Raw genomic sequence first — 20,175 nt, forward strand, 5'->3', positions numbered from 1 at the left:
GGGCATCAGCACCTATGCTTCGTATCATTCTTGGAGCCATCGGCGCCGCATTCTGCGGTGTCCTGCTGATCGCCTTCGGCACCGGCGCCTACAACCACCTGACCGAGCCGGCCGCGGCGACGGTCGAGCAGGAGTTCCACCTGCAGCCCAAGGCGCTGCACCTGGCCAGCGACGGGCCGTTCGGCAAGTTCGACCGCCGTCAGCTCCAGCGCGGCTTCCAGGTCTACAAGGAAGTCTGCTCGGCCTGTCACTCGCTGCGCTTGGTGGCGTTCCGCGACCTGCAGGCGCTCGGCTACACCGAGGCCGAGATCAAGGCGATCGCCGACCAGTGGGCGATCCAGCAGCCGGCGATCGACCCGGAGACCGGCGAGGCGACGACCCGCAAGTCGATCTCGTCCGATCACTTCCCGCTGCCGTTCCCGAACGAGGTCGCGGCGCGGGCCGCCAACAACAACGCGCTGCCGCCCGACCAGTCGCTGATGACCAAGACGCATCACGGCGGCGCCGCCTATGTCTATTCGATCCTGACCGGCTATCAGGATCAGCCGCCGGAGCTGCTGAAGAAGTTCCCGGATGCCAAGACCGGGTCCGGGCTGCACTACAACCCGTATTTCGCCAACCTGAACCTGGCGATGGCGCCGCCGCTGAACGACGGGCAGGTCACCTATACGGACGGCACCGCGTCGACCGTCGACCAGATGGCGCAGGACGTGTCGGCCTTCCTGGTGTGGACGGCGGAGCCGAAGCTGGAGAACCGGCACAGCGCCGGCATCGCGACGGTGGCGTTCCTGATCGTCTTTTCGGTGCTGACTTTCCTGTCGTACCGGAACATCTGGGCGGGCAAGCCGCATTGATCGGATGACCCGCGCCGAATTGCAGGCGCTGGTCCGGACGATCCCCGACTTTCCGAAGCCGGGGATCCTGTTCCGCGACATCACGACGCTGTTGATCGACGGTCGCGGCTTTGCCGCCGCCGTCGATCGGATGGTCGCGCTCGCCCGGCCGCATCGGGTCGACGTGGTCGCGGCTATCGAGGCGCGCGGCTTCCTGTTCGGCGCCGCCGTCGCGCGCGCGCTCGGTGCCGGCGTGCTGCCGGTGCGCAAGGCCGGCAAGCTGCCGGGGCCGCGCATCGGCATCGACTATGCGCTGGAATACGGCACCGATCGGCTGGAAATCCACGAAGGCGCATTGCTGCCCGGCCATCGCGTGCTGTTGCTCGACGATCTGATCGCGACCGGCGGCACCGCGCTGGCCACCGTCCGCCTGCTGCGCGACGCGGGGGCGACGGTGCCGGCGGCGCTGTTCGCGATCGACCTGCCCGAATTGGGCGGTGCCGGTCGGCTGCGCGCGGACGGGCTGGCCGTCGACGCGCTGATGGCTTTCCCAGGCCATTGAGCGACAAGGCTTAATTCATCCTTAGCCCGGAACGGCTATCGCGGCGGCAATATGGTCGCCGATCTTTCGATGACGCTTGCGCGATGGCTGGCCGCGGCGGCGATGCTGCTGCTGGCGGCGCCTGCTACCGCGCAGGGCGGGGGCGGGGAGATCGTGCCAACTTGCCGGATCGCGACGGCGGCCGACACCGGCGTGGCGGAGATGCTGCGCCGTCCGGCTGGGCCCTGCGCGCCGCTGGCGCGGGCGACGCGCGGCACGGTGTGGCTGGATTTCGGCGCGCCGCCGCAGCTTCGCGATGACCATGACCTGCACCGGCTGCTGATCGACAACCACCGCGTCCACCAGATCGACCTCTATCTCGCCCGTGGCGACGGCAGCGTGACGCACGAACGATACGACCCCGACACCGCGCTGCGCGGCTGGCGGACCGGCGGCTACCTGAGCATGATCGTACCCCCCAGCGCGCCGGTGACGCGGATGCTGGTGCGACTCGGGGATGTCGAGCTGATCACTTTCTCGCGCCCCACCCGGCTGATGCCGCTCTATGTGGATTTCCGGAGCGAGCGCCGCGACGCCGCGCTGTATGGGCTGGCGCTCGGCGTGCTCGCGCTGACCATCCTCGTCCATCTGGCGCTGTTCCCGGCGATCCGCCAGCGGTTCCAGTTGTTCTACGTCGCCCACGCCACCGTGCTGTTCGCCTATGCCGCCGCCTATTCGGGCCTGCTGCTGCTGGTCGCGCCGGGGCTTTCGGCCGATGGCGTGTCGCGGTTGATCTCGGCGATGCTGTCCGCCGCCACGGCGACCGGCCTGCTGTTCTCCACCGATTTCATCGAGCAGCGCTATGTCCCGCGCGGGCTGCGCTTCTACGCCATTGTCAGCGCCGCGGCCTCGGTCGTCTGCGCGCTGCTGCTGCTGCTCGGCCCCGATGCGCTGACCGCGCCGGTCTACGGCGCCGCCAACCTGGTCGGGATGAACGGGCTGGCGCTGGTCGTGCTGGTGCTGGCGGTCGGCGCGGCGCGGGGCAGCCGCACCGCCCGTGTCCTGGCCCTCGGCTGGGCGGTGCCGATTGCGATCGGCGTCACCTATCCGCTTCGCATCCTGGGGGTGGTGCCCGACGGGCTGGTCGACGACGGCGCGATGGTCGCGGCGGTGACGGTCGAATGCCTGATCCTGTCGCTGCCGGTGGTTGCGCGGATCAAGGCGATGCGGCTCGACCATGAACGGGTGCGCGAGCGTCAGTTGGTGCTGGAACGCCAGGCGGCGACCGACGCGCTGACCGGCCTCGCCAACCGGCGTGGCTTCGTCGCGGCGATCGAGCGCGCATTGCAGATCGGCGGCCCATCCAGCCCGGTGGCGCTGCTGATGATCGACATCGACCATTTCAAGGCGGTCAACGACCGTTACGGCCATGTCCGCGCCGATACGGTGCTGGCCGATCTCGGCATGCTGGTCGCCCGTGCCGCCGGGCCCGGGGCGATCGTTGCCCGCTATGGTGGCGAGGAGTTCGTCGTCGTGCTGATGGAGCTGGACCTGAAGCGGGCGCACACCATTGCCGAACGGATCAGGGCCGGGGTCTGTGCCGCCGGTGCGGACCTGCTCGATGTGACGGTCAGCATCGGCCTCGCTTGCGGGCGCTGCGACGCGATCGACCGGCTGATGGTCGATGCCGACCTCGCGCTCTACGATGCCAAGCGCGGCGGCCGGAACCGAGTCGAGATGGCGTCCGCGGCCAAGGCGTCGATCGCGGCGTAGAAGGTGTCCGTCGCGCGGGCCGGCGCTGTCCTAGGGTTTGTCCGCTTGAAGCGGAAACGGCACCGGCCCGCTCCCCCACCCGGCCTCCCAACGGCAGCATCATGTGGGAGGTCGGGTGGGGAGCGGGCTGGTGCCGCCTAAAGCGGACAGGCCCTAGGGCCGTCGGCGGACCAGCGCGATCGAGGTGAAGCGCATCACCGGCTCGTCATGCTGGTTGAACATGGTGACGCGCGAGCGGAACGAGCCCATGTCCGGCCGGCTGCGCGACGGTGTCACCTCGACCAGCTCGTTTTCCAGCCGCAGCGTGTCGCCGGGATAGACCGGCTTCAGCCAGCGCAGCTCGTCGACGCCCGGCGAGCCGAGCCCGGCATGCTCATGCGCCTTCAGGTCCTCGACGATCATCGCCATCGCCATCGCGCAGCTATGCCAGCCGCTGGCCGACAGCCGGCCGAAATGGGTCTTGGCCGCTGCTTCGTCCGACAGGTGGAACGGTTGCGGGTCGTATTTGGCGGCGAAGGCGATCACCTCCTCGCGGGTGACGTGGTACTGGCCGAAGCCGCGCTTCGTGCCGACGACCATATCCTCAAGATATTCCATCATGCCTGCCCCTTCGCCGCGCCTGCCGCCTGCGCCATCACCCGGTTCGCTTCCGCCTCCGCGACGATGTCCTTCAGGATGCACAGGCAGGCGGCCACGTCGCCCTGCGCGGAAGGGACCGCCTTGCGCAGGTTGATGAAGCCGTGGATGCTGCCCGCCGCCTCGCGGAACACGGTCGGCACCCCGGCGGCGACGAGCGCCGCGGCATAGGCGCGGCCCTGATCGCGCAACGGGTCCAGCCCGGCGGTGACGACCAGTGTCGGCGGCGTGCCGGCCTGGTCGGCGTGCAGCACGCCGTTGCGCCGGTCGCCCGGCACCGGGGCGTAATGGGTGCCGAACCAGCGCATCGCGTCGCCGGTCAGCAGGTAGCCGTCGGCGAAATCGGTGAGCGAGGGATAGTCCTCCGCCTCGTCGACGACCGGGTAGATCGGCCATTGCGCGATGACCGGCGCCGCCGCCGGCCGGTCGCGCAGCGCCTGCGTGGTGCCGATGGCGAGGTTGCCGCCGGCGCTGTCCCCGGCGAGGACCAGCGCGGTCACGCCGACGCCCAGCGCCGCCGGGCTGCCCGCCACCCAGCGCGCCGCCGCCTCGCAATCGTCGGGCGCCGCCGGGAACGGGTGTTCCGGCGCCAGCCGGTAGGCGACGGCGACGACCGGCAGGTCGAGCAGCCGCGCCGCTTCCGCGCAGAAGCTGTCATGCGACTCGAGATCGCCGATCACGAAGCCGCCGCCGTGGAAGAACAGCAGCACCGGCCCCGGCGTCCGGCTTTCGCGCGCGTCGTAGAGGCGCAGGCCGATGCCGTCCGGCGTCGCCAAGTCGCGGCGGACGGCAAGCGGCTCCGCCGGCGCCTCGGCGACCGCGATCATCGCGTTGAACGCCAGCCGCGCCGCCGGTGGGTCCAGCTCATGCATCTTCGGGCCGGGCACCGAGTCGAGCAGGGTCAGGAACGCACGGACATCGGGCCGGACGAAAGGCTGGGACATCGGCTTGTCACTCTCGGTTATCGGGCGGCCAGCCTAGGCGGGCGGCAGCGGCCCGTCCATCCGCCTGGAGTTTGTTCGCGTTATGCGGAACAAGCTCCGGCGCAACGCCGCCGAAACAAGGTCGATTGCGACTCTCCCCAGTTTTTCTAAATAGGCTATAGCCGTGCCGGGGCCTAAGAGGCCCAGGCTTGAATTGCAGGACGTATAGCCAATGGCTTCAGCCGTACATCAGGTGACCCGCGCAGAGGCCGCCGACACTCCTCCTCCCGAAGCGGTGGTGGTGCGCTTTGCCGGGGACAGCGGCGATGGCATGCAGCTGACCGGCGGTCAGTTCACCCTGTCGACCGCGCTGGCCGGCAACGACCTGTCGACCTTCCCGGATTTTCCGGCCGAGATTCGCGCGCCGCAGGGCACGACCTTCGGCGTCTCCGCCTTCCAGATCAATTTCGGATCGCGCGCGATCGACACCGCCGGCGACCAGCCGGACGTGCTGGTGGCGATGAACCCGGCGGCGTTGAAAACCAATGTCGGCGCGCTGAAGGACGGCGGGCTGGTCATTGTCGACACCGGCGAGTTCGGCCCGCGCAACCTGGCCAAGGCCGGGTATGAGGCGAGCCCGCTCGACGACGGGTCGCTGGCGCGCTGGCAGGTGCTGGCCTTCGACATTTCCGCGCTGACGCTTGAATCGGTGAAGCCGTTCGGCCTTGGCAACAAGGAAGCGCTGCGCTGCAAGAACATGTGGACGCTAGGCCTGGCGCTGTGGATGTTCGACCGCGACCGGCAGCCGATCGTCGACTGGCTGAAATCGAAATTCGCCAAGGCGCCGGAGCTGGCGGAGGCGAATATCGCCGCGTTGAACGCCGGCCATGCCTATGGTGAGACGGCCGAACTGACCGGGCCGATGAAGCAGCACCGGATCGCCGCCGCCCCGGCCGCGCCCGGCCTGTACCGGACGATCACCGGCGGCGAGGCGATCTCGCTCGGGCTGGTCGCCGGCGCGCAGCTGGCCGATCTGCCGATGTTCTTCGGCGGCTATCCGATCACCCCGGCGTCGGCGATCCTCCACCACCTGTCGCGGTTGAAGGAATATGGCGTCACCACCTTCCAGGCGGAGGACGAGATCGCGGCGGTCTGTTCCGCGATCGGCGCCTCCTATGCCGGCAAGCTGGGCGTCACGTCGTCGTCCGGCCCCGGCATCGCGCTGAAGACCGAGGCGATCGGGCTGGCGATCATGACCGAGCTGCCGCTGGTCATCGTCAACTCGCAGCGCGGCGGCCCGTCGACCGGCCTGCCGACCAAGACCGAGCAGTCCGACCTGTATCAGGCGGTCTACGGCCGCAACGGCGACGCGCCGTTGCCGGTCATCGCCGCGCGATCTCCGGCCGACGCGTTCGACTGCGCGATCGAGGCCTGCCGCCTTGCCACCCGGTTCATGACCCCGGTGATGCTGCTGACCGACGGCTATATCGCCAACGCGGCGGAGCCGTGGAAGGTGCCGGACATGAGCGGCTACGCACCGTTCCCGGTCGCCTTCCTCGACCATGTGCCGGACGGCGGGTTCAAGCCCTATGCACGCGACGAGAATCTGGCGCGGCCGTGGGCGCGGCCGGGCACGCCGGGCCTGCTCCACCGCATCGGCGGGATCGAGAAGCAGGACGGATCCGGCAACATCGACTATGCGCCGGCCAACCACCAGGCGATGACCAACCTGCGCAAGGCGAAGATCGACGGCATCGCCGCCCACATTCCCGAACAGACGGTGACGCTGGGCGACGGTGAGGGGCGGCTTGCCGTCGTCGGCTGGGGCTCGACCTTCGGGCCGATCCACCAGGCGGTGCGCCGGGCGCGCGAGCGCGGCCTGTCGGTCGACCATGTCCACGTTCGCCACATCTGGCCGTTGCCGACCAATCTGGGCGATCTGCTGCGCCGCTACGAGCGGATCATCGTGCCGGAAATGAACGCCGGCCAGTTCAAGACGGTGCTGCGCGACCAGTATCTGGTCGACGCCCGGTCGCTGGCCAAGGTGTCGGGTCAACCCTTCCGTATCGCGGAAATCGCGGCGGCTATCGAAAGTGCGCTCTCATGAACGAGATGACCTCCGTCAAGACGACGGTGAAGGATTGGGAAACCGACCAGGAAGTGCGCTGGTGCCCCGGCTGCGGCGACTATGCGATCCTGAAGGCGGTGCAGCGCACCCTGCCCGACATCGGCGCCCGGCCGGAAAACACCGTGTTCGTCAGCGGCATCGGTTGCTCGTCGCGCTTTCCCTATTACATGGCGACCTACGGCTTCCACACCATCCACGGCCGCGCGCCGGCGATCGCCACCGGCGTCAAGCTGGCCAATCCCGATCTCGACGTGTGGGTGATCACCGGCGACGGCGACGCGCTGTCGATCGGCGGCAACCACACCATGCACCTGCTGCGCCGCAACCTCGATTGCCAGATCCTGCTGTTCAACAACGAGATCTACGGCCTGACTAAGGGGCAGTATTCGCCGACGTCGCGGGTCGGCACGCGCAGCCCGTCGACGCCCTACGGCTCGGTTGACCGGCCGGCCAGCCCGTGCAGCTTCGCGCTCGGGTCCGGCGCGCGCTTCGTCGCGCGCGGCATCGATGTGCACAAGAACCTGCCGTCGGTGCTGAAGGCCGCCTATTACCACAAGGGCGCCAGCTTCATCGAAATCTTCCAGAACTGCATCGTCTACAATGACGACGTGTTCGCGCCGTTCACCGCCAAGGCCAACGCGGCGGCCGGGCAGGTCTGGCTGGAGGACGGCCAGCCGATGCTGTTCGCCGGCGGCACCCGCGGCCTCGCCCTCGACCCGAAGGCGCTGCGGCTGGAGATGGTCGACGTCGTCGACGGCGATTGGCAGGCGGCGGGCGTCATCGTCCACGACCAGACCAACAAGGGCATCGCCCAGATGCTGATCGACATGGACAACAGCGCCGGCTTCCCGGTGGCGCTGGGCGTCATCTTCAACCACCCGCGCCCCAGCTACGAGCGCGAGGTCGTCGCTCAGAACGAGGCGGCGGCGAAGGGCAAGGCGCCGGACCTGCAGAAGCTGGTCGCCCAGGGCCAGACCTGGATGGTCGACAAGGAGCCGCGCGCCGAATAGCCGGGCGGTTTCGCCTAAAGCGGACAAACGCTAAACGCTGGACCGCATGATCCGGTCGCGTAAGATGCCGTCATGAATGCGCAGCAGCCCGATCGGGACGGTCAGTTCCTGCCCAGAAGGCGCGGCGGCGCGGTCGGCTGGCGGCTGTGGTCGGCGCTGGTTGCGGCGCCGTTCCACCGCATGCTCGACCGCATCGACGCCGGGCTGGAAGCGGGTGCGATCGAAGCCTGGCTGCCCGACGGCTCGTACCGCATCCTCGGCGGCCGCGCGCCCGGCCCGGTGGCGGAGGTGCGGCTGAACAGCTGGCGGGCGCTGTTGCGGCTGGCCGGCGACGGGTCGTTCGGCTGGTACCGCGCCTGGGACAGGGGAGAATGGGCCAGCCCCGATCCGGTGCCGCTGTTCGCGCTGTTCATGCGCAACGCCCCGTCGCTCGACCGGGTGGCGCGGGCGCGGGGGCTTGGCCGATTGTTCGGCCGCCTGCGCCACTGGCTGCGCCGCAACAGCCGGAACGGATCGCGCCGCAACATCGCCTTCCACTACGACTTGGGCAACGCGTTCTACGCCGCCTGGCTCGACGAGACGATGACCTATTCGGCGGCGCTGTTCCAGGAGCCGATCCGCCCGGACGAGGAACTGGCCTATGCCCAGTTGAACAAGGTCCGCGCGCTGCTCGACCGGCTGGACCTGAAACCGGACCAGCATCTGCTGGAGATCGGCTGCGGCTGGGGCACGCTGGCCGAGATCGCGGCCGACGAATATGGCGTCGGCGTCACCGGCATCACCCTGTCGGCGGAGCAGCGGGCGCATGCGCTGGCGCTCAACCGCGCCAACGTCAACGCTGGGCGGGTGCGGATCGAGCTGACCGATTATCGTGACGTCGCCGGGACGTTCGACGCGATCGCCAGCGTGGAGATGGTGGAGGCGGTCGGCCAGGCTTATTGGGGCACCTATGCCGAGGCGCTGGCCCGCTGCCTGAAGCCGGGCGGGCGCGCCGCGATCCAGTTCATCGCGATCGACGACGCGATTTTCGACCGCTACGCCACCGGGGCGGACTTCATCCAGACCTGCATCTTTCCCGGCGGCATGCTGCTGTCGGAAAGCGCGTTCCGGGCGCTGTGCGAGCAGGCCGGCCTTGCCTGGCGCGATCGTCGCGGCTTCGGCCTGCACTATGCGGAAACGCTGCGCCGCTGGCGCGAGCGCTTCGACGCGGCGATCGAGGCGGGGCGGCTGCCGCCCGGCTTCGACGAACGCTTCGTGCGGCTGTGGCGTTATTATCTGATGTATTGCGAAGGGGGCTTTCGCGGCGGCGGCATCGACGTCGCGCAGGTGACGCTGGTCAAGGAGGGGGGATGATGCGGACCTGGCTGGGGGCGGCGCTGGCCGCCGGGCTGCTGGTGCTGCCGGCGGCGGGGATGGCGAAGGACGGCGTCCGGCTTACGCCAGACAAGGCCGCGAAGCTGCGCAACGCCGGCGCGGAGGTGCTGTTCTGGAGCCAGGCGGAGCGCGACGCCAACTTCCCGAACATGGAGCGGCTGTTCCCCGGCGATACGGTGGCGGCGTCGGACCACCCGCGCCCGTTGCCGGACGGGAAGCCGCTCGCCCTGGGGCCGGGGGACCCGGCCGGGGCGTATATGGTGGCGAACAACGTCGCCGGGCTGCTGGTCCTCCAGCATGGCAAGGTCCGGCTGGAGCGCTATGCGCGCGGCTTTTCGCGCACCGGGCGCTGGACCAGCTTCTCTGTCGCCAAGTCGCTGACCTCGACGCTGGTCGGCGCGGCGATCGCCGACGGATATATCGCTTCGGTCGACGACCCGGTCAGCCGCTACATCCCGGAGTTGACCGGTGCCGGCTATGACGGCGTGACCATCCGCCAGGTGCTGACGATGACGTCGGGCGTGCGCTGGAACGAGGACTATACCGACCCGAAATCGGATGTCGCGCGGATGCTGACCGAGCCGCCGCCGGCCGGGGTTGACCAGACCGTCGCTTATATGCGCGCCCTGCCGCGCGAGGCGGAGCCGGGGACGAAATGGGTCTACAAGACCGGCGAGACCAACCTGATCGGCGTGCTGGTCGCGCGCGCCACGGGTAAATCGCTCGCCGCCTATGCGGCCGAGAAGATCTGGCAGCCCTATGGCATGGAACAGCCGCTATTCTGGATGGTCGACAGCGGTGGCGGCAATATCGGCGGCTGCTGCCTGTCCGCGTCGCTGCGCGACTATGCAAGGATCGGCCAGTTCGTGCTCGACGGCGGCGTCGCCGCGGGGCGGAAAGTGGTGGCGGACGGGTGGTTCGCCGCCGCGACCCATGGCCAGGCCGATACCGGCGCGCCCGGCTACGGCTATGGCTATCAATGGTGGACCGAACCCGACGCCAGCTTCGATGCGCGCGGCATCTTCGGCCAGATGATCCATATCGACCCGGCGCGCGGGCTGGTGGTGGCGATGGTCAGCGCGTGGCCGAGGGCGACCGACCCGGCGTTGAGCGAAGCGCGCCGGGTGTTCGTCACCCGGATCAGCGCGGCGCTGGACGCTGGCCGCTGAGCCCGCCGGCGCGCGCCTTGCTGATCGAGATCATGCGCGGATCGTGCACCAGCTCGCGTAGTGCAGAGGTGTCGCCCTGATCGATCACGCCGTAGATCGGCAGGGCGGCGTTGCGCGGATCGGTGACGACGACCGTGTCGTGGGTATAGCGGTTGACCGTCGCTACCACCTGCGCCAGCGGCTCGCCCCGGAACACCAGAACCCCGCGCGTCCAGGCGGTCGCCTGGTCGACATTGGCTTCCTTCGTCTGCGAAATGAAGCCGACGCTTTCGCCGCCGTCGTTCAGCATGCCGAAGCGGACCTGTTCGCCCTTGCGCGCGCTCTTGACCACGGTGTCGCCGCGGGCGCCGTCGACCGACGGGCCGCGCAGCGCGATGCGGACGACGCCGCTGACCACTGTCACCGCCGCCTGATGCGGCGCGACCCTTACGTCGAAGGCGGTGCCGACCGCGCGAATCTCGCCATGCGCGACCTCGACGATGAACGGCCGGCGGCTGTCATGGGCGACGTTGAACAGCGCTTCGCCTTCAGTCAGGCGGATGCGGCGTTCGGCCGGGGTGTAGGCGAGGGCGACGCGGCTGGCGCCGCCCAGCGTCACCACCGATCCGTCGTTCAGCCGTAGCACCCGCCGTTCGGCGCGGTCAGCGGCGTATTCGGCGCCGCGCGGCGCTGGGGCGCTGACGTCCCGCGTCGACAGCCAGGCGCCGGCGCCGACCGCCCCCACCAGCACCGCCGCCAGGCCGGCTGCCAGCGGCCAGCGGCGCCGGGCAGCCGGTTCGGCGGCATGCTCGCCGGGATGCTGGAACCGGCCGAGCCACGCCCAGAACGCCTCCGCCTCGGCGCGGTCGTCGGGGTGAAGCGAATCCGCCCGCCCGGCGAGGACGCCGTCGAACACCGCGTCCGCGCGCGGGCCCAAGCGGTTGACTGGCGGTTCGTCGCGCATCATCGGTCCGTTCGCAGGGCGGCGAGCCGCTGATAGAGATGGGCGACGGCGTGGACCAGATGCTTCTGGACCATGCGGGGGCTGATCCGCAGCGCCTTGGCGATGTCCGCCGTCGACATTTCGTCGAAGCGGCGCATGACGAACACCCGCCGGCAGGGCGGCGACAGTTCGGCCAGCGCCGCGTCGAGCAGATGCTGCAGATCATCCAGGGTGCGGCCGTCCTCCTGCGCGGCGCGGACCGGCGGCGCCAGCGCTTCGTCGAACGGCTCGGCGGGGGCCGGGCGGCGGCCGCGATCGGCGATCAGGTTGGCGGCGATGCGGAACAGATAGGCTTGCGGCCGTTCGACCGGATGGGTGCGCCCGGCCTGGATCAGCCGTACGCAGGCTTCCTGCACCAGATCCTCCGCCTCCGTCGGATCGCTGACCCGCCGCGCGACGAAGGCGCGCAGCGCGGCGCGGCTGGACTCCAGCAACTCGGCCTCGATGCCGCTTGCACGGAGTGAATCGATCCGTTGCTGTGGCCTGCTCGCCATGCCTTGCATCCCCTGTCGTCAATGATGACGCTGGAGCCAGGGCGAAGCGAACTGTTTTTCGGCAACAGCGAAAATAAATCGCGCCACCGGGCGGCACGGCGGTTCGTAAACGCGCCCGCCGAACGTCATATCTAGACCGGGCCAAGGGGAAAGGGCCGGGCAGACGAAGGGGGAATCGCGTGAAATCAGGATATTTGCTGTCGGCCGCCCTGTGCGCCATCGCTTCTCCGGCCCTGTCGGCCGAGGCGCGCTATGCCATCGACCTGCCGGCGCAGACGCTCGATGCTTCGCTGTATCAGGTCGCGCGGGCGACCGGCGTCCAACTGATCTTCACCGACGAACAGATCACCCACCTGCACGCGCCGCGCGTCGCCGGACGCTATACGCTGGCGCAGGCGCTGAGCGCGGTGCTTGCCCGCAGCGGCTATACCTATCGCGTCACCGGCGAGAACAGTGTCCGCATCATCCGCGCCGACACGCCGCGGGTGACGCCGATTGCCTATCGGCAGGATGGCGAACCGGCGCCGACGGCGGCCGTTCCCGCCGCCGCTGACGCGCCGGCGCGCAACTCCACGCAGGAAGCGATCGCCGCGACCACCGGTGACGCGGATGCCGCCGCCGACATCGTCGTCGTCGGGTCGCGGATCGCCGGCAGCAAGGTGACGGCGGCGCTGCCGGTCACCATCGTCGACGCGCAGTCGATCTCGGCGACCGGCTCGCTGTCGGGCGACGAGCTGTTCCGCTCGATCCCGCAGATGGGCGACGTCAGCTTCAACAGCGCCTATCTGCCGAACAGCTCCAATTCGGCGCGCGGCGATGTCGGCTCGGTCAACCTGCGCAACCTGGGCGTCGGCAACACGCTGGTGCTGCTGAACGGCCGCCGGGTGGTCAACCACCCGACCAGCCGCGCCGACGACAATCTGGTGCCGACGCTGACCTACAACACCAACGCGATTCCGGTGTTCGGGCTCGAACGGCTGGAGGTGCTGCGCGACGGCGCGGCGGCGATCTACGGGTCGGACGCCGTCGCCGGCGTGGTCAACACCGTGCTGCGCACCAACTATAACGGGGTAATGGCCGAGACCCAGGTCGGCTATGCCGAAGACACCAGCATGGTCGAGCTCAACGCCAATCTGCTGGCCGGCACCGATCTGGGCGGGCGCGGCAACGTCACGCTGTTCGCCAGCTACGACCACCGCACCTCGCTCGACGCGCGGGACCAGGATTATACCGCGTCGGCCGACAAGCGGCCGCTGTTCGACGGCACCCCGTTCGAGGGGCTGAACGGACTGGACGGGCGCAGCACGATCACCCCGTGGGGTTCGTTCCAGACCTATGGCAACGTCCGGGTGCGGCAGGGCGCGACCAACCTGACCAACGCGTCCGGCCAGTTCCATATCCAGCCGGACAGCAACAGCGGCTGCCAGACGGCGTTGGCGGGCGGGCTGTGCATCGACGACGGCACGATCAGCGGCGCCGCCGACCGCAACCTGCGCTTCGACGCGGCCCACGCGTTCAACACCAGCGTGATCCCGGCGGTCAAGCGGCTGAACCTGTTCCTGAACGGCCATTACGACCTGACCGACAACCTCGAATTCTTCGGCGAGGCCGGGTATTATCGCGCCACCACCCGCAGCATCCAGGCGTCGACCGGCACGCTGAGTTCCGGGCCGCTCGTCATCCCGACGAGCAACTATTACAACCCGTTCGGTCCGACGACATTGCCGGACGGATCGCCCAACCCCAACCGCCTGCCGGGCATCGACGCGCCGGCGGACGGGCAGGCGATCACCCTCAGCAGCTATAATTTCGCCGATGTCGGCCCCAATGTCGTGAACGTGAAGAACGAGCAGTTCCGCCTGCTCGGCGGCCTCCGCTTCGAGGCGCTCGGTTTCAAGTGGGAAAGCGCGCTGGTCTATTCGGAGGCGACGGTCCGCGACCGGTCCGACGGCCTCAGCCAGACGCTGCTCCAGAAGCAGTTGGCGCTGGCCACGCCGGACGCCTACAACCCGTTCAGCGGCGGCACGATTGCCGATCCGGCCGGCGCCGACGCGACGCCGAGCCGCCAGGCGGCGATCGACGCGATCAAGATCACCACCACCCGCTTCAACAAGGCGACGCTGGCGATGGCCGACCTGCGCGGCAGCCGCGCTGATCTGCTGACCCTGCCGGGCGGCGATGTCGGCTTTGCCTTTGGCGGCGAGATTCGGCGCGAGACGCAGATCGACAACCGCGACCCGCATGTCGACGGCACGATCCAGTTCGTTGACGCGGTCAGCGGCTTCGTCAACGCCAGCGACCTGATCGGGTCCAGCCCGTCGCCGGACACCCGCGGCCGCCGCACCGTTGCCGCCGCCTATGCCGAGCTGGCGATCCCGCTGGTGTCGCCGGACATGGGGGTGCCGCTCGTCTACCGTGCCGAATTGCAGGTCGCCGGGCGCTACGAGCATTACAGCGACGTCGGGTCGGTGGCGAAGCCGAAGGTTGCCGGCGCGTGGGACATCGTCCCGGGCCTCAGGCTGCGCGGCTCCTATGCCCAGGGCTTCAAGGCGCCGAACCTGGAGCAGATCAACGCGACGGTGGTCACCCGGTCCAACACCCGCACCGACTATATCCGCTGCGAGGCGGACCTGCGCGCCGGGCGGATCGCCAGCTTCGCCGATTGCAGCCAGGGCTTCGCCACCTCCGCCCAGCGCTCCGGCAACCCGGACCTGAAGCCGGAAACCTCGACCACCTGGGGCGCCGGCGTTGTGCTGGAGCCGCGCTTCCTGGAGGACCGGTTGGGCCGGATGACCTTCACCGTCGATTACTGGAACATCCGGCAGAAGGGCATCGTCGGCCTGTTCGGCGAAGGCAACGCGCTGATCAACGACTATCTGGAGCGGGTTGGCGGCGGTGAGGACGCCAACGTCATCCGCGCCGCTCCGACCGCCGACGACATCGCGCTGTTCGCCGGCACCGGCCTGACCCCGGCCGGGCGGGTGCTGTTCGTCCGCGACAAATATGTGAACCTGCTGCCGCAGACGGTGTCGGGCGTCGACTTCGGCTTCTTCTGGAAGCTGCCCGATTTCGGCATCGGCACGTTCCAGCTCAGCGCCAACGCCGCCTATCTGCGCAAGTTCTTCCTGCAGCCGTCGCCGCCGATCCAGACGCTGATCGACGCCCGCGCCGCCGGCACGATCAACCCCGGCACGATCATCGCCGAGGCCGGCGACCGCATCCGACAGAGCGGCAAGCCGCGGTGGAAGGGCTCCGGCTCGCTGACCTGGACCTATGACCGGTTCCAGATCGGCGCCTACACCCAATATACCGGGTCGGTGGAGGATACCGGCCTGCTCGACCCGGCCGGCGTGCCGTGGGTCATCGACGATCAGATGACCTTCAACCTTTATGCGCAAGTCGAGGTCGGCGGCGACAGCACCGGCCGCTACCGGTTGCGGATCGGCGTGCGCAACCTGACCGACGCGAAGCCGCCGCTGTCGTCGGACGGCTATCTCGCCAGCCTCTACAACCCCTATGCGCGTTACTGGTACGCCAATTTCCGTGCGTCCTTCTAAGCGGGGCGCCGGGGTGCGGCGCGGTTTCCGCTGCCTTGCCGGGCTGCTGGCGATCACGCTGGCGGTCCCGGCCGGGCTCGTCGCCCAGACCGGGCCGTCGGGCGGCGACATCGTCGGCTATGGCGAGATCCACCATCCGACGATCGGCCGCGACGGCATGGTGGTCAGCCAGAACGCCATCGCCACCCGCGTTGGCGTCGAAATACTGCGCAAGGGCGGCAACGCGGTCGACGCGGCGGTGGCCACCGCCTTCGCGCTGGCGGTGACGCTGCCGCGCGCCGGCAATATCGGCGGCGGCGGCTATATGCTGATCCATATGGCGGCGACGCCCGACCGCCCGGCCCAGACGATCGCGATCGATTATTATGGCCAGGCGCCGCATGCGACGACGCCGGACCTGCTGCTCGACGCCGCCGGCCGCTTCGACCGGGAAAAGGGCTATTCGATGAAGGGCGTCGCCATCCCCGGCACCGTCGCCGGGCTGTGGGAGGCGCACCAGCGGTTCGGCAAGCTGCGCTGGGGCACGCTGATCGCCCCGGCGATCGCGCTCGCCCGCAACGGCGTGGTGCTGAGCGACGACGAAGCGAAGGCGACCGCCGAGCAGGCGAAGGCGATGGCCGACGATCCCGGCGCGATGGCCGCGTTCTTCAAACCCGGCGGCGCGCCTTACCAGCCGGGCGAGTTGTTCCGCCAGCCCGATCTGGCCTGGTCGCTGAAGCAGATCGCGGCGCGCGGCCGCGACGGATTCTACAAGGGGCCGGTGGCCGAACGGCTGGTCGCCGGGATCAAGGCCGGCGGCGGCATCATCGATGCGGCCGACCTCGCCGATTACCGTGCGATCGTCAGCCAGCCGATCTGGTCCGACTATCGTGGGCAGCGCATCGCCTACATGCCGCCGACCGCATCGGGCGTCACCGTCGCCGAGGCGATGAACATCCTGGAACATTTCCCACTGGCCGAAACCGGCTGGGGCAGCGCCGCGACGCTGCACACGGTGGCGGAGGCGGTGAAGATCGCCTGGTCCGACCGCCGGCTGGTCGGCGGCGCCCCCGACTGGAACACGCCGACCACCGGCCTGGCCAGCAAGGGCTTTGCCGCCGAGCGTGCGAAGCTGATCCAGCCCGACAAGACGCTTGGCGCGGCAACGCTGCCGGACGGCAATCCTTATCCGTACGAAAGCCGCGACACGACGCATTTCTCCGTCGCCGATGCGGCGGGCAATGCGGTGACCAACACCTATACCCTGTCCGCCTCCTATGGCGCGCATGTGGTGGCGCCGGGCACCGGCTTCCTGCTCAACAACTCGTTCGGCAACCTGGCCTGGGGGCTGCGCGGCGCCGGGCGCGAGGCGACGAAGCCGGTGCCGGGCAAGCGGGTCGGATCGACGATCACCCCGATCATCGTGTTCCGCGACGACAAGCCCTGGCTGCTGACCGGCACGCCCGGCGGCGGCTATATCATCGCGACGATGGTGCAGCTGCTGTCCAACGTCATCGACCACCGCCTGAACGTCGCGGAAGCGGCGCAGCGCCCGCGCATCAACCAGAGCGGGCCGGGCGCGCCGATCGAGCTTGAACCCGGTTTTTCGCCCGACATCGTACCGCTGCTGGAGGCAAGAGGGCATGCGGTGAAGTCCTCGGCGACGATGGGCAGCACCCAGTCGATCATGGTGACGAACGGGCTGTTCCTGGGCGCCGCCGACACCCGCCGCCCGGATGCGCTGGCGCTTGGCGTGCGCTAGGAAGGATCGGCGGCGCGGAGCGGATTCGGCCTCCGGCGCCGCCGCAACGAAGGAGCTGTGATGACCCGTCTTGCCCTGTCCGCCTGCCTGCTGATCGGCGCCTCTCCGCTGGCCGCCGCGCCGCTCCCCCCGGCCGAGAACGCCGCGATCACCGCCGATGTCGACGGGCGAGCCGGCGCTCTTGCCGACACCGCCAAGGCGATCTGGACCTATGCCGAGGTTGGCTATCAGGAGGTGAAAAGCTCTGCCCTGCTCCAGCAGGATCTGCGCAAGGCCGGCTTCACCGTCACCGCTGGGGTGGCGGGCATGCCGACCGCCTTCGTCGCCATCTTCAAGAACGGGGCCGGGCCGGTCATCGCCATCCTCGCCGAGTTCGACGCGCTGCCCGGTCTCGCCCAGACGACCGATCCGGTGGCGACGCCGATCGCCGGGCAGGCGGCGGGCCATGGTTGCGGCCACAATGTGTTCGGCGCTGCATCGATTACCGCGGCGATGGCGGTCAAGGACTGGATGGTCCGCAACAAGGTGGCGGGCGAGCTGCGCGTCTACGGCACCCCGGCGGAGGAAGGCGGATCGGGCAAGGTCTACATGGTCCGATCGGGCCTGTTCGACGATGTTGCGGCGACGCTGCACTGGCACCCCGGCGACGGCAACGCGGTCAGCGTCGGCAAGAGCCAGGCGAATATCAGCGGCAAGTTCCGCTTCCGCGGCGTCTCCGCCCACGCCTCTGCCGCGCCGGACAAGGGACGGTCGGCGCTCGACGGCGTCGAGATCATGGATGTCGCGACCAATTTCCTGCGCGAGCACGTTCCGCAGGGCACGCGCATCCACTACGTCATCACCGAAGGCGGCAAGGCGCCCAACGTCGTCCCCGATTTCGCCGAGGTCTATTACTACGTCCGGCACACCGACCCGGCGATCGTCAAGGCGGTGTGGCAGCGGGTGAACGACGCGGCACAGGGCGCCGCCCTCGCCTCCGGCACCAAGGTGGAGGTGGAGATCACCGGCGGCGTCTATTCGATGCTGGGCAACGACACGCTGGCGGCGGTGATGCAGCGCAATCTGGAGGCGGTCGGCGGCCCGGCATGGACGGCGGCGGAGCGCGGCTGGGCGGAAAAGCTTCAGCCGTCGCTGCCGACGAAGAAGGATCTGGCGTCGGCGGCGCAGATCCAGCCGCTCCACCGCCAGGATTCCGGCGGCTCGACCGACGTGTCGGACATCAGCTGGGTGTCGCCGACCGTCGGCCTGTCGACCGCGACCTGGGTGCCCGGAACCCCGGCGCATAGCTGGCAGGCCGTCGCTGCCAGCGGCGGGTCGATCGGCGCAAAAGGCGGCGTTGTCGCCGCCAAGGCGCTGGCGTTGAGCGCCGCCGAACTGTTCCGCAGCCCGGACACGCTCGCCGCCGCCCGCGCCGAGCTGGACAAGGCGCGCGGCGCCGATTTCAAATATCAGGCGATGGTCGGCGACCGTACCCCGCCGCTCGACTACCGCAAGCCGGCCGGAAATTAGGCGCGCGGAACAAAGGCCGCCCCGGCTGGGCTTACTTCGCGGGCGCCTGCGCTTCTGCCGCGCTGACTCGCCAGATGCGATCGCCGACGTCGTCGGCGACAAGCAGCGCGCCGGTCTTGTCGACGATGACGCCGACCGGCCGGCCCTGGGCGCGGCCCTTGGCATCGAGGAAGCCGGTCAGCAGGTCGACGGGCTTTACGCCCTTCACCGGATAGCCGTTGTCGCCGAACGGGACGTAGACGACCTTGTAGCCGGACGGCGGCTTGCGGTTCCATGATCCGTGCTCGCCGACGAAGGCGCCGTTGGCGAAGCGCGACCCGAGCTTGGCGTCGGTGGCGAAGGCCAGGCCGAGCGCGGCGACGTGCGCGCCGAGCGCGTAGTCCGGGCGTTTGGCATATTCCTGCAGGTCCGGCCTCTCCGGCTGTACCCGCCGATCGAGATAGCCGCCCCAATAGGTGTGGGGCCAGCCGTAGAAAGCAGCGAATTCGACACGGGTCAGATAGTCGGGCGACAGGTCGCCGCCCATCATGTCGCGTTCGTTGACGACGGTCCACAGCGCCCCGGTCTTCGGCTCGTAGGCGAGGCCGACCGGGTTGCGCAGGCCGGAGGCGAAGATGTTGTAGCGGCCGCTGGCGATGTCGACCTGCAGAATATTGGCGCGGTGGGTTTCCAGCTCCAGCCCCTTTTCGCCGATATTGCTGGCCGATCCGACGGCGACGAACAGCGATTTGCCGTCCGGCGCCGGGATCAGGTTGCGCGACCAGTGGTTGCCGCCGCCGGGCAGGCTGGCGATCTTCTGCGGCTTGGCGGTGATCTTGGTCTGGCCGACCTTGAACGGGTAGGCGACGATCGCGTCGGTGTTGCCGATGAACAGCCGGTCGCCGACCAGCGCCATGCCGAACGGCGAGTTGAGGCCGGTCAGCAGCACCGAGCGCGCCTCCGGCCGCCCGTCGCCGTCGGCGTCGCGCAGCAGGGTGATGCGGTTGGCGGAAGGGACGGCGGCGCCGGCGCGGCCGAGCAGCAGATTCATGACGAAGCCGGTGACGCCGCCGCCCTTGCGCGGCGGCGAATTGGTTTCGGCGACCAGCACGTCGCCGTTGGGCAGCAGCGTCATCCAGCGCGGATGGTCAAGGTCGCCGGCATATTCGCTGACCGTCAGTCCTGCCGCCGCCACCGGCCGGGCATTGCCCTGCCAGCCGATCGGCTTGGCGATATTGACTGTTGGGATCAGCTCGTTGCGCGGCGGCGAGATGGTCGGGCGCTGGCCGACGACCGCGTCGAACGCCAGCTTGACGTTGTCGCGGCGGCTGAGCAGCGCGACCGCGGCGGCCGCCGCCACGATCACGATCAGGATGAAGATCAGCAGCCTGCGGCTCATCGCGTTCGCTCCTTCCGGCCCGGGGGGCGCGGTGATGATAATGCGGTCGGGTTCAACGCCGCGTCGCCGGGACTTTAGAGTCTGATCGGCGTGTGGGGAAGCGGCTCCTGCCCCGGTCTCAATCCGG

Annotated in this window: 15 protein-coding genes; 10 read left to right on the forward strand and 5 right to left on the reverse strand. The window is 69.3% G+C overall.

All coding sequences use genetic code 11. The features are described 5' to 3' along the window. The first annotated feature begins 14 nt into the window (after positions 1-14). The 3 genes from E4A53_RS11370 to E4A53_RS11380 all read left to right on the forward strand — a co-directional run bounded on the left by E4A53_RS11370 (position 15) and on the right by E4A53_RS11380 (position 3,147). Entirely contained in the window at positions 15-854 is an 840-nt protein-coding gene (locus tag E4A53_RS11370) for a cytochrome c1 (protein ID WP_136163237.1), read from the forward strand. A 4-nt stretch (positions 855-858) separates the two neighbouring features. Continuing rightward, positions 859-1,395, forward strand: coding sequence for an adenine phosphoribosyltransferase (locus tag E4A53_RS11375; protein ID WP_136163238.1), 537 nt, complete (start codon positions 859-861; stop codon positions 1,393-1,395). Positions 1,396-1,464: 69 nt separating this feature from the next. Then, the gene (locus E4A53_RS11380; RefSeq protein WP_168694372.1) at positions 1,465-3,147 is read left to right on the forward strand and encodes a sensor domain-containing diguanylate cyclase; all 1,683 of its coding nucleotides are present in this window, start codon (positions 1,465-1,467) and stop codon (positions 3,145-3,147) included. A gap of 153 nt (positions 3,148-3,300) precedes the next feature. Here the strand turns inward: E4A53_RS11380 and E4A53_RS11385 are convergent, their stop codons facing one another. Both E4A53_RS11385 and E4A53_RS11390 read right to left on the reverse strand, forming a co-directional pair. Beyond that, positions 3,301-3,744, reverse strand: a complete 444-nt coding sequence (locus E4A53_RS11385; protein WP_136163291.1) for a MaoC family dehydratase — start codon at positions 3,742-3,744, stop codon at positions 3,301-3,303. Then, entirely contained in the window at positions 3,744-4,727 is a 984-nt protein-coding gene (locus E4A53_RS11390) for an alpha/beta hydrolase (protein ID WP_136163240.1), read from the reverse strand. Before E4A53_RS11390 ends, E4A53_RS11385 begins: the two co-directional genes overlap by 1 nt. A gap of 211 nt (positions 4,728-4,938) precedes the next feature. Here E4A53_RS11390 and E4A53_RS11395 point away from each other — a divergent pair, with 211 nt between their 5' ends. The 4 genes from E4A53_RS11395 to E4A53_RS11410 all read left to right on the forward strand — a co-directional run bounded on the left by E4A53_RS11395 (position 4,939) and on the right by E4A53_RS11410 (position 10,387). Then, positions 4,939-6,813 carry a 2-oxoacid:acceptor oxidoreductase subunit alpha gene (locus E4A53_RS11395; protein WP_136163241.1) on the forward strand — a complete coding sequence of 625 codons (1,875 nt, stop codon included), beginning with the start codon at positions 4,939-4,941 and terminating at the stop codon, positions 6,811-6,813. Beyond that, the gene (locus tag E4A53_RS11400; protein WP_136163242.1) at positions 6,810-7,844 is read left to right on the forward strand and encodes a 2-oxoacid:ferredoxin oxidoreductase subunit beta; all 1,035 of its coding nucleotides are present in this window, start codon (positions 6,810-6,812) and stop codon (positions 7,842-7,844) included. Before E4A53_RS11395 ends, E4A53_RS11400 begins: the two co-directional genes overlap by 4 nt. 72 nt (positions 7,845-7,916) lie before the next feature. Beyond that, complete coding sequence (locus E4A53_RS11405; RefSeq protein ID WP_136163243.1) at positions 7,917-9,197, forward strand: SAM-dependent methyltransferase; 1,281 nt, start codon at positions 7,917-7,919, stop codon at positions 9,195-9,197. Next, positions 9,197-10,387, forward strand: coding sequence for a serine hydrolase domain-containing protein (locus E4A53_RS11410; protein ID WP_239018273.1), 1,191 nt, complete (start codon positions 9,197-9,199; stop codon positions 10,385-10,387). The genes E4A53_RS11405 and E4A53_RS11410 overlap by 1 nt, the downstream gene beginning before the upstream one ends. Here the strand turns inward: E4A53_RS11410 and E4A53_RS11415 are convergent. Both E4A53_RS11415 and E4A53_RS11420 read right to left on the reverse strand, forming a co-directional pair. Continuing rightward, positions 10,359-11,330 (reverse strand): FecR family protein, encoded by a 972-nt coding sequence (locus tag E4A53_RS11415; RefSeq protein WP_168694373.1) that lies wholly within the window; start codon positions 11,328-11,330, stop codon positions 10,359-10,361. The two genes, E4A53_RS11410 and E4A53_RS11415, sit on opposite strands and share 29 nt — an antisense overlap. Then, on the reverse strand, positions 11,330-11,863 hold the full coding sequence (locus tag E4A53_RS11420; RefSeq protein WP_239018274.1) for an RNA polymerase sigma factor: 534 nt from the start codon (positions 11,861-11,863) through the stop codon (positions 11,330-11,332). Before E4A53_RS11420 ends, E4A53_RS11415 begins: the two co-directional genes overlap by 1 nt. Positions 11,864-12,042: 179 nt before the next feature. Here E4A53_RS11420 and E4A53_RS11425 point away from each other — a divergent pair, with 179 nt between their 5' ends. The 3 genes from E4A53_RS11425 to E4A53_RS11435 are packed head-to-tail and all read left to right on the forward strand — an operon-like array spanning position 12,043 to position 18,670. Continuing rightward, positions 12,043-15,420 carry a TonB-dependent receptor gene (locus E4A53_RS11425; protein WP_136163246.1) on the forward strand — a complete coding sequence of 1,126 codons (3,378 nt, stop codon included), beginning with the start codon at positions 12,043-12,045 and terminating at the stop codon, positions 15,418-15,420. A gap of 13 nt (positions 15,421-15,433) precedes the next feature. Then, complete coding sequence (gene ggt, locus E4A53_RS11430; protein ID WP_239018275.1) at positions 15,434-17,161, forward strand: gamma-glutamyltransferase; 1,728 nt, start codon at positions 15,434-15,436, stop codon at positions 17,159-17,161. 60 nt (positions 17,162-17,221) lie between these two features. Then, positions 17,222-18,670 (forward strand): amidohydrolase, encoded by a 1,449-nt coding sequence (locus E4A53_RS11435; protein ID WP_136163248.1) that lies wholly within the window; start codon positions 17,222-17,224, stop codon positions 18,668-18,670. Between the two features lie 31 nt (positions 18,671-18,701). Here E4A53_RS11435 and E4A53_RS11440 read toward each other — a convergent pair whose 3' ends face one another. After that, positions 18,702-20,048 carry a PQQ-dependent sugar dehydrogenase gene (locus E4A53_RS11440; protein WP_136163249.1) on the reverse strand — a complete coding sequence of 449 codons (1,347 nt, stop codon included), beginning with the start codon at positions 20,046-20,048 and terminating at the stop codon, positions 18,702-18,704. Positions 20,049-20,175 lie beyond the last annotated feature (127 nt).

Source organism: Sphingomonas flavalba (genome assembly GCF_004796535.1).
GTDB lineage: Bacteria > Pseudomonadota > Alphaproteobacteria > Sphingomonadales > Sphingomonadaceae > Sphingomonas_L > Sphingomonas_L flavalba.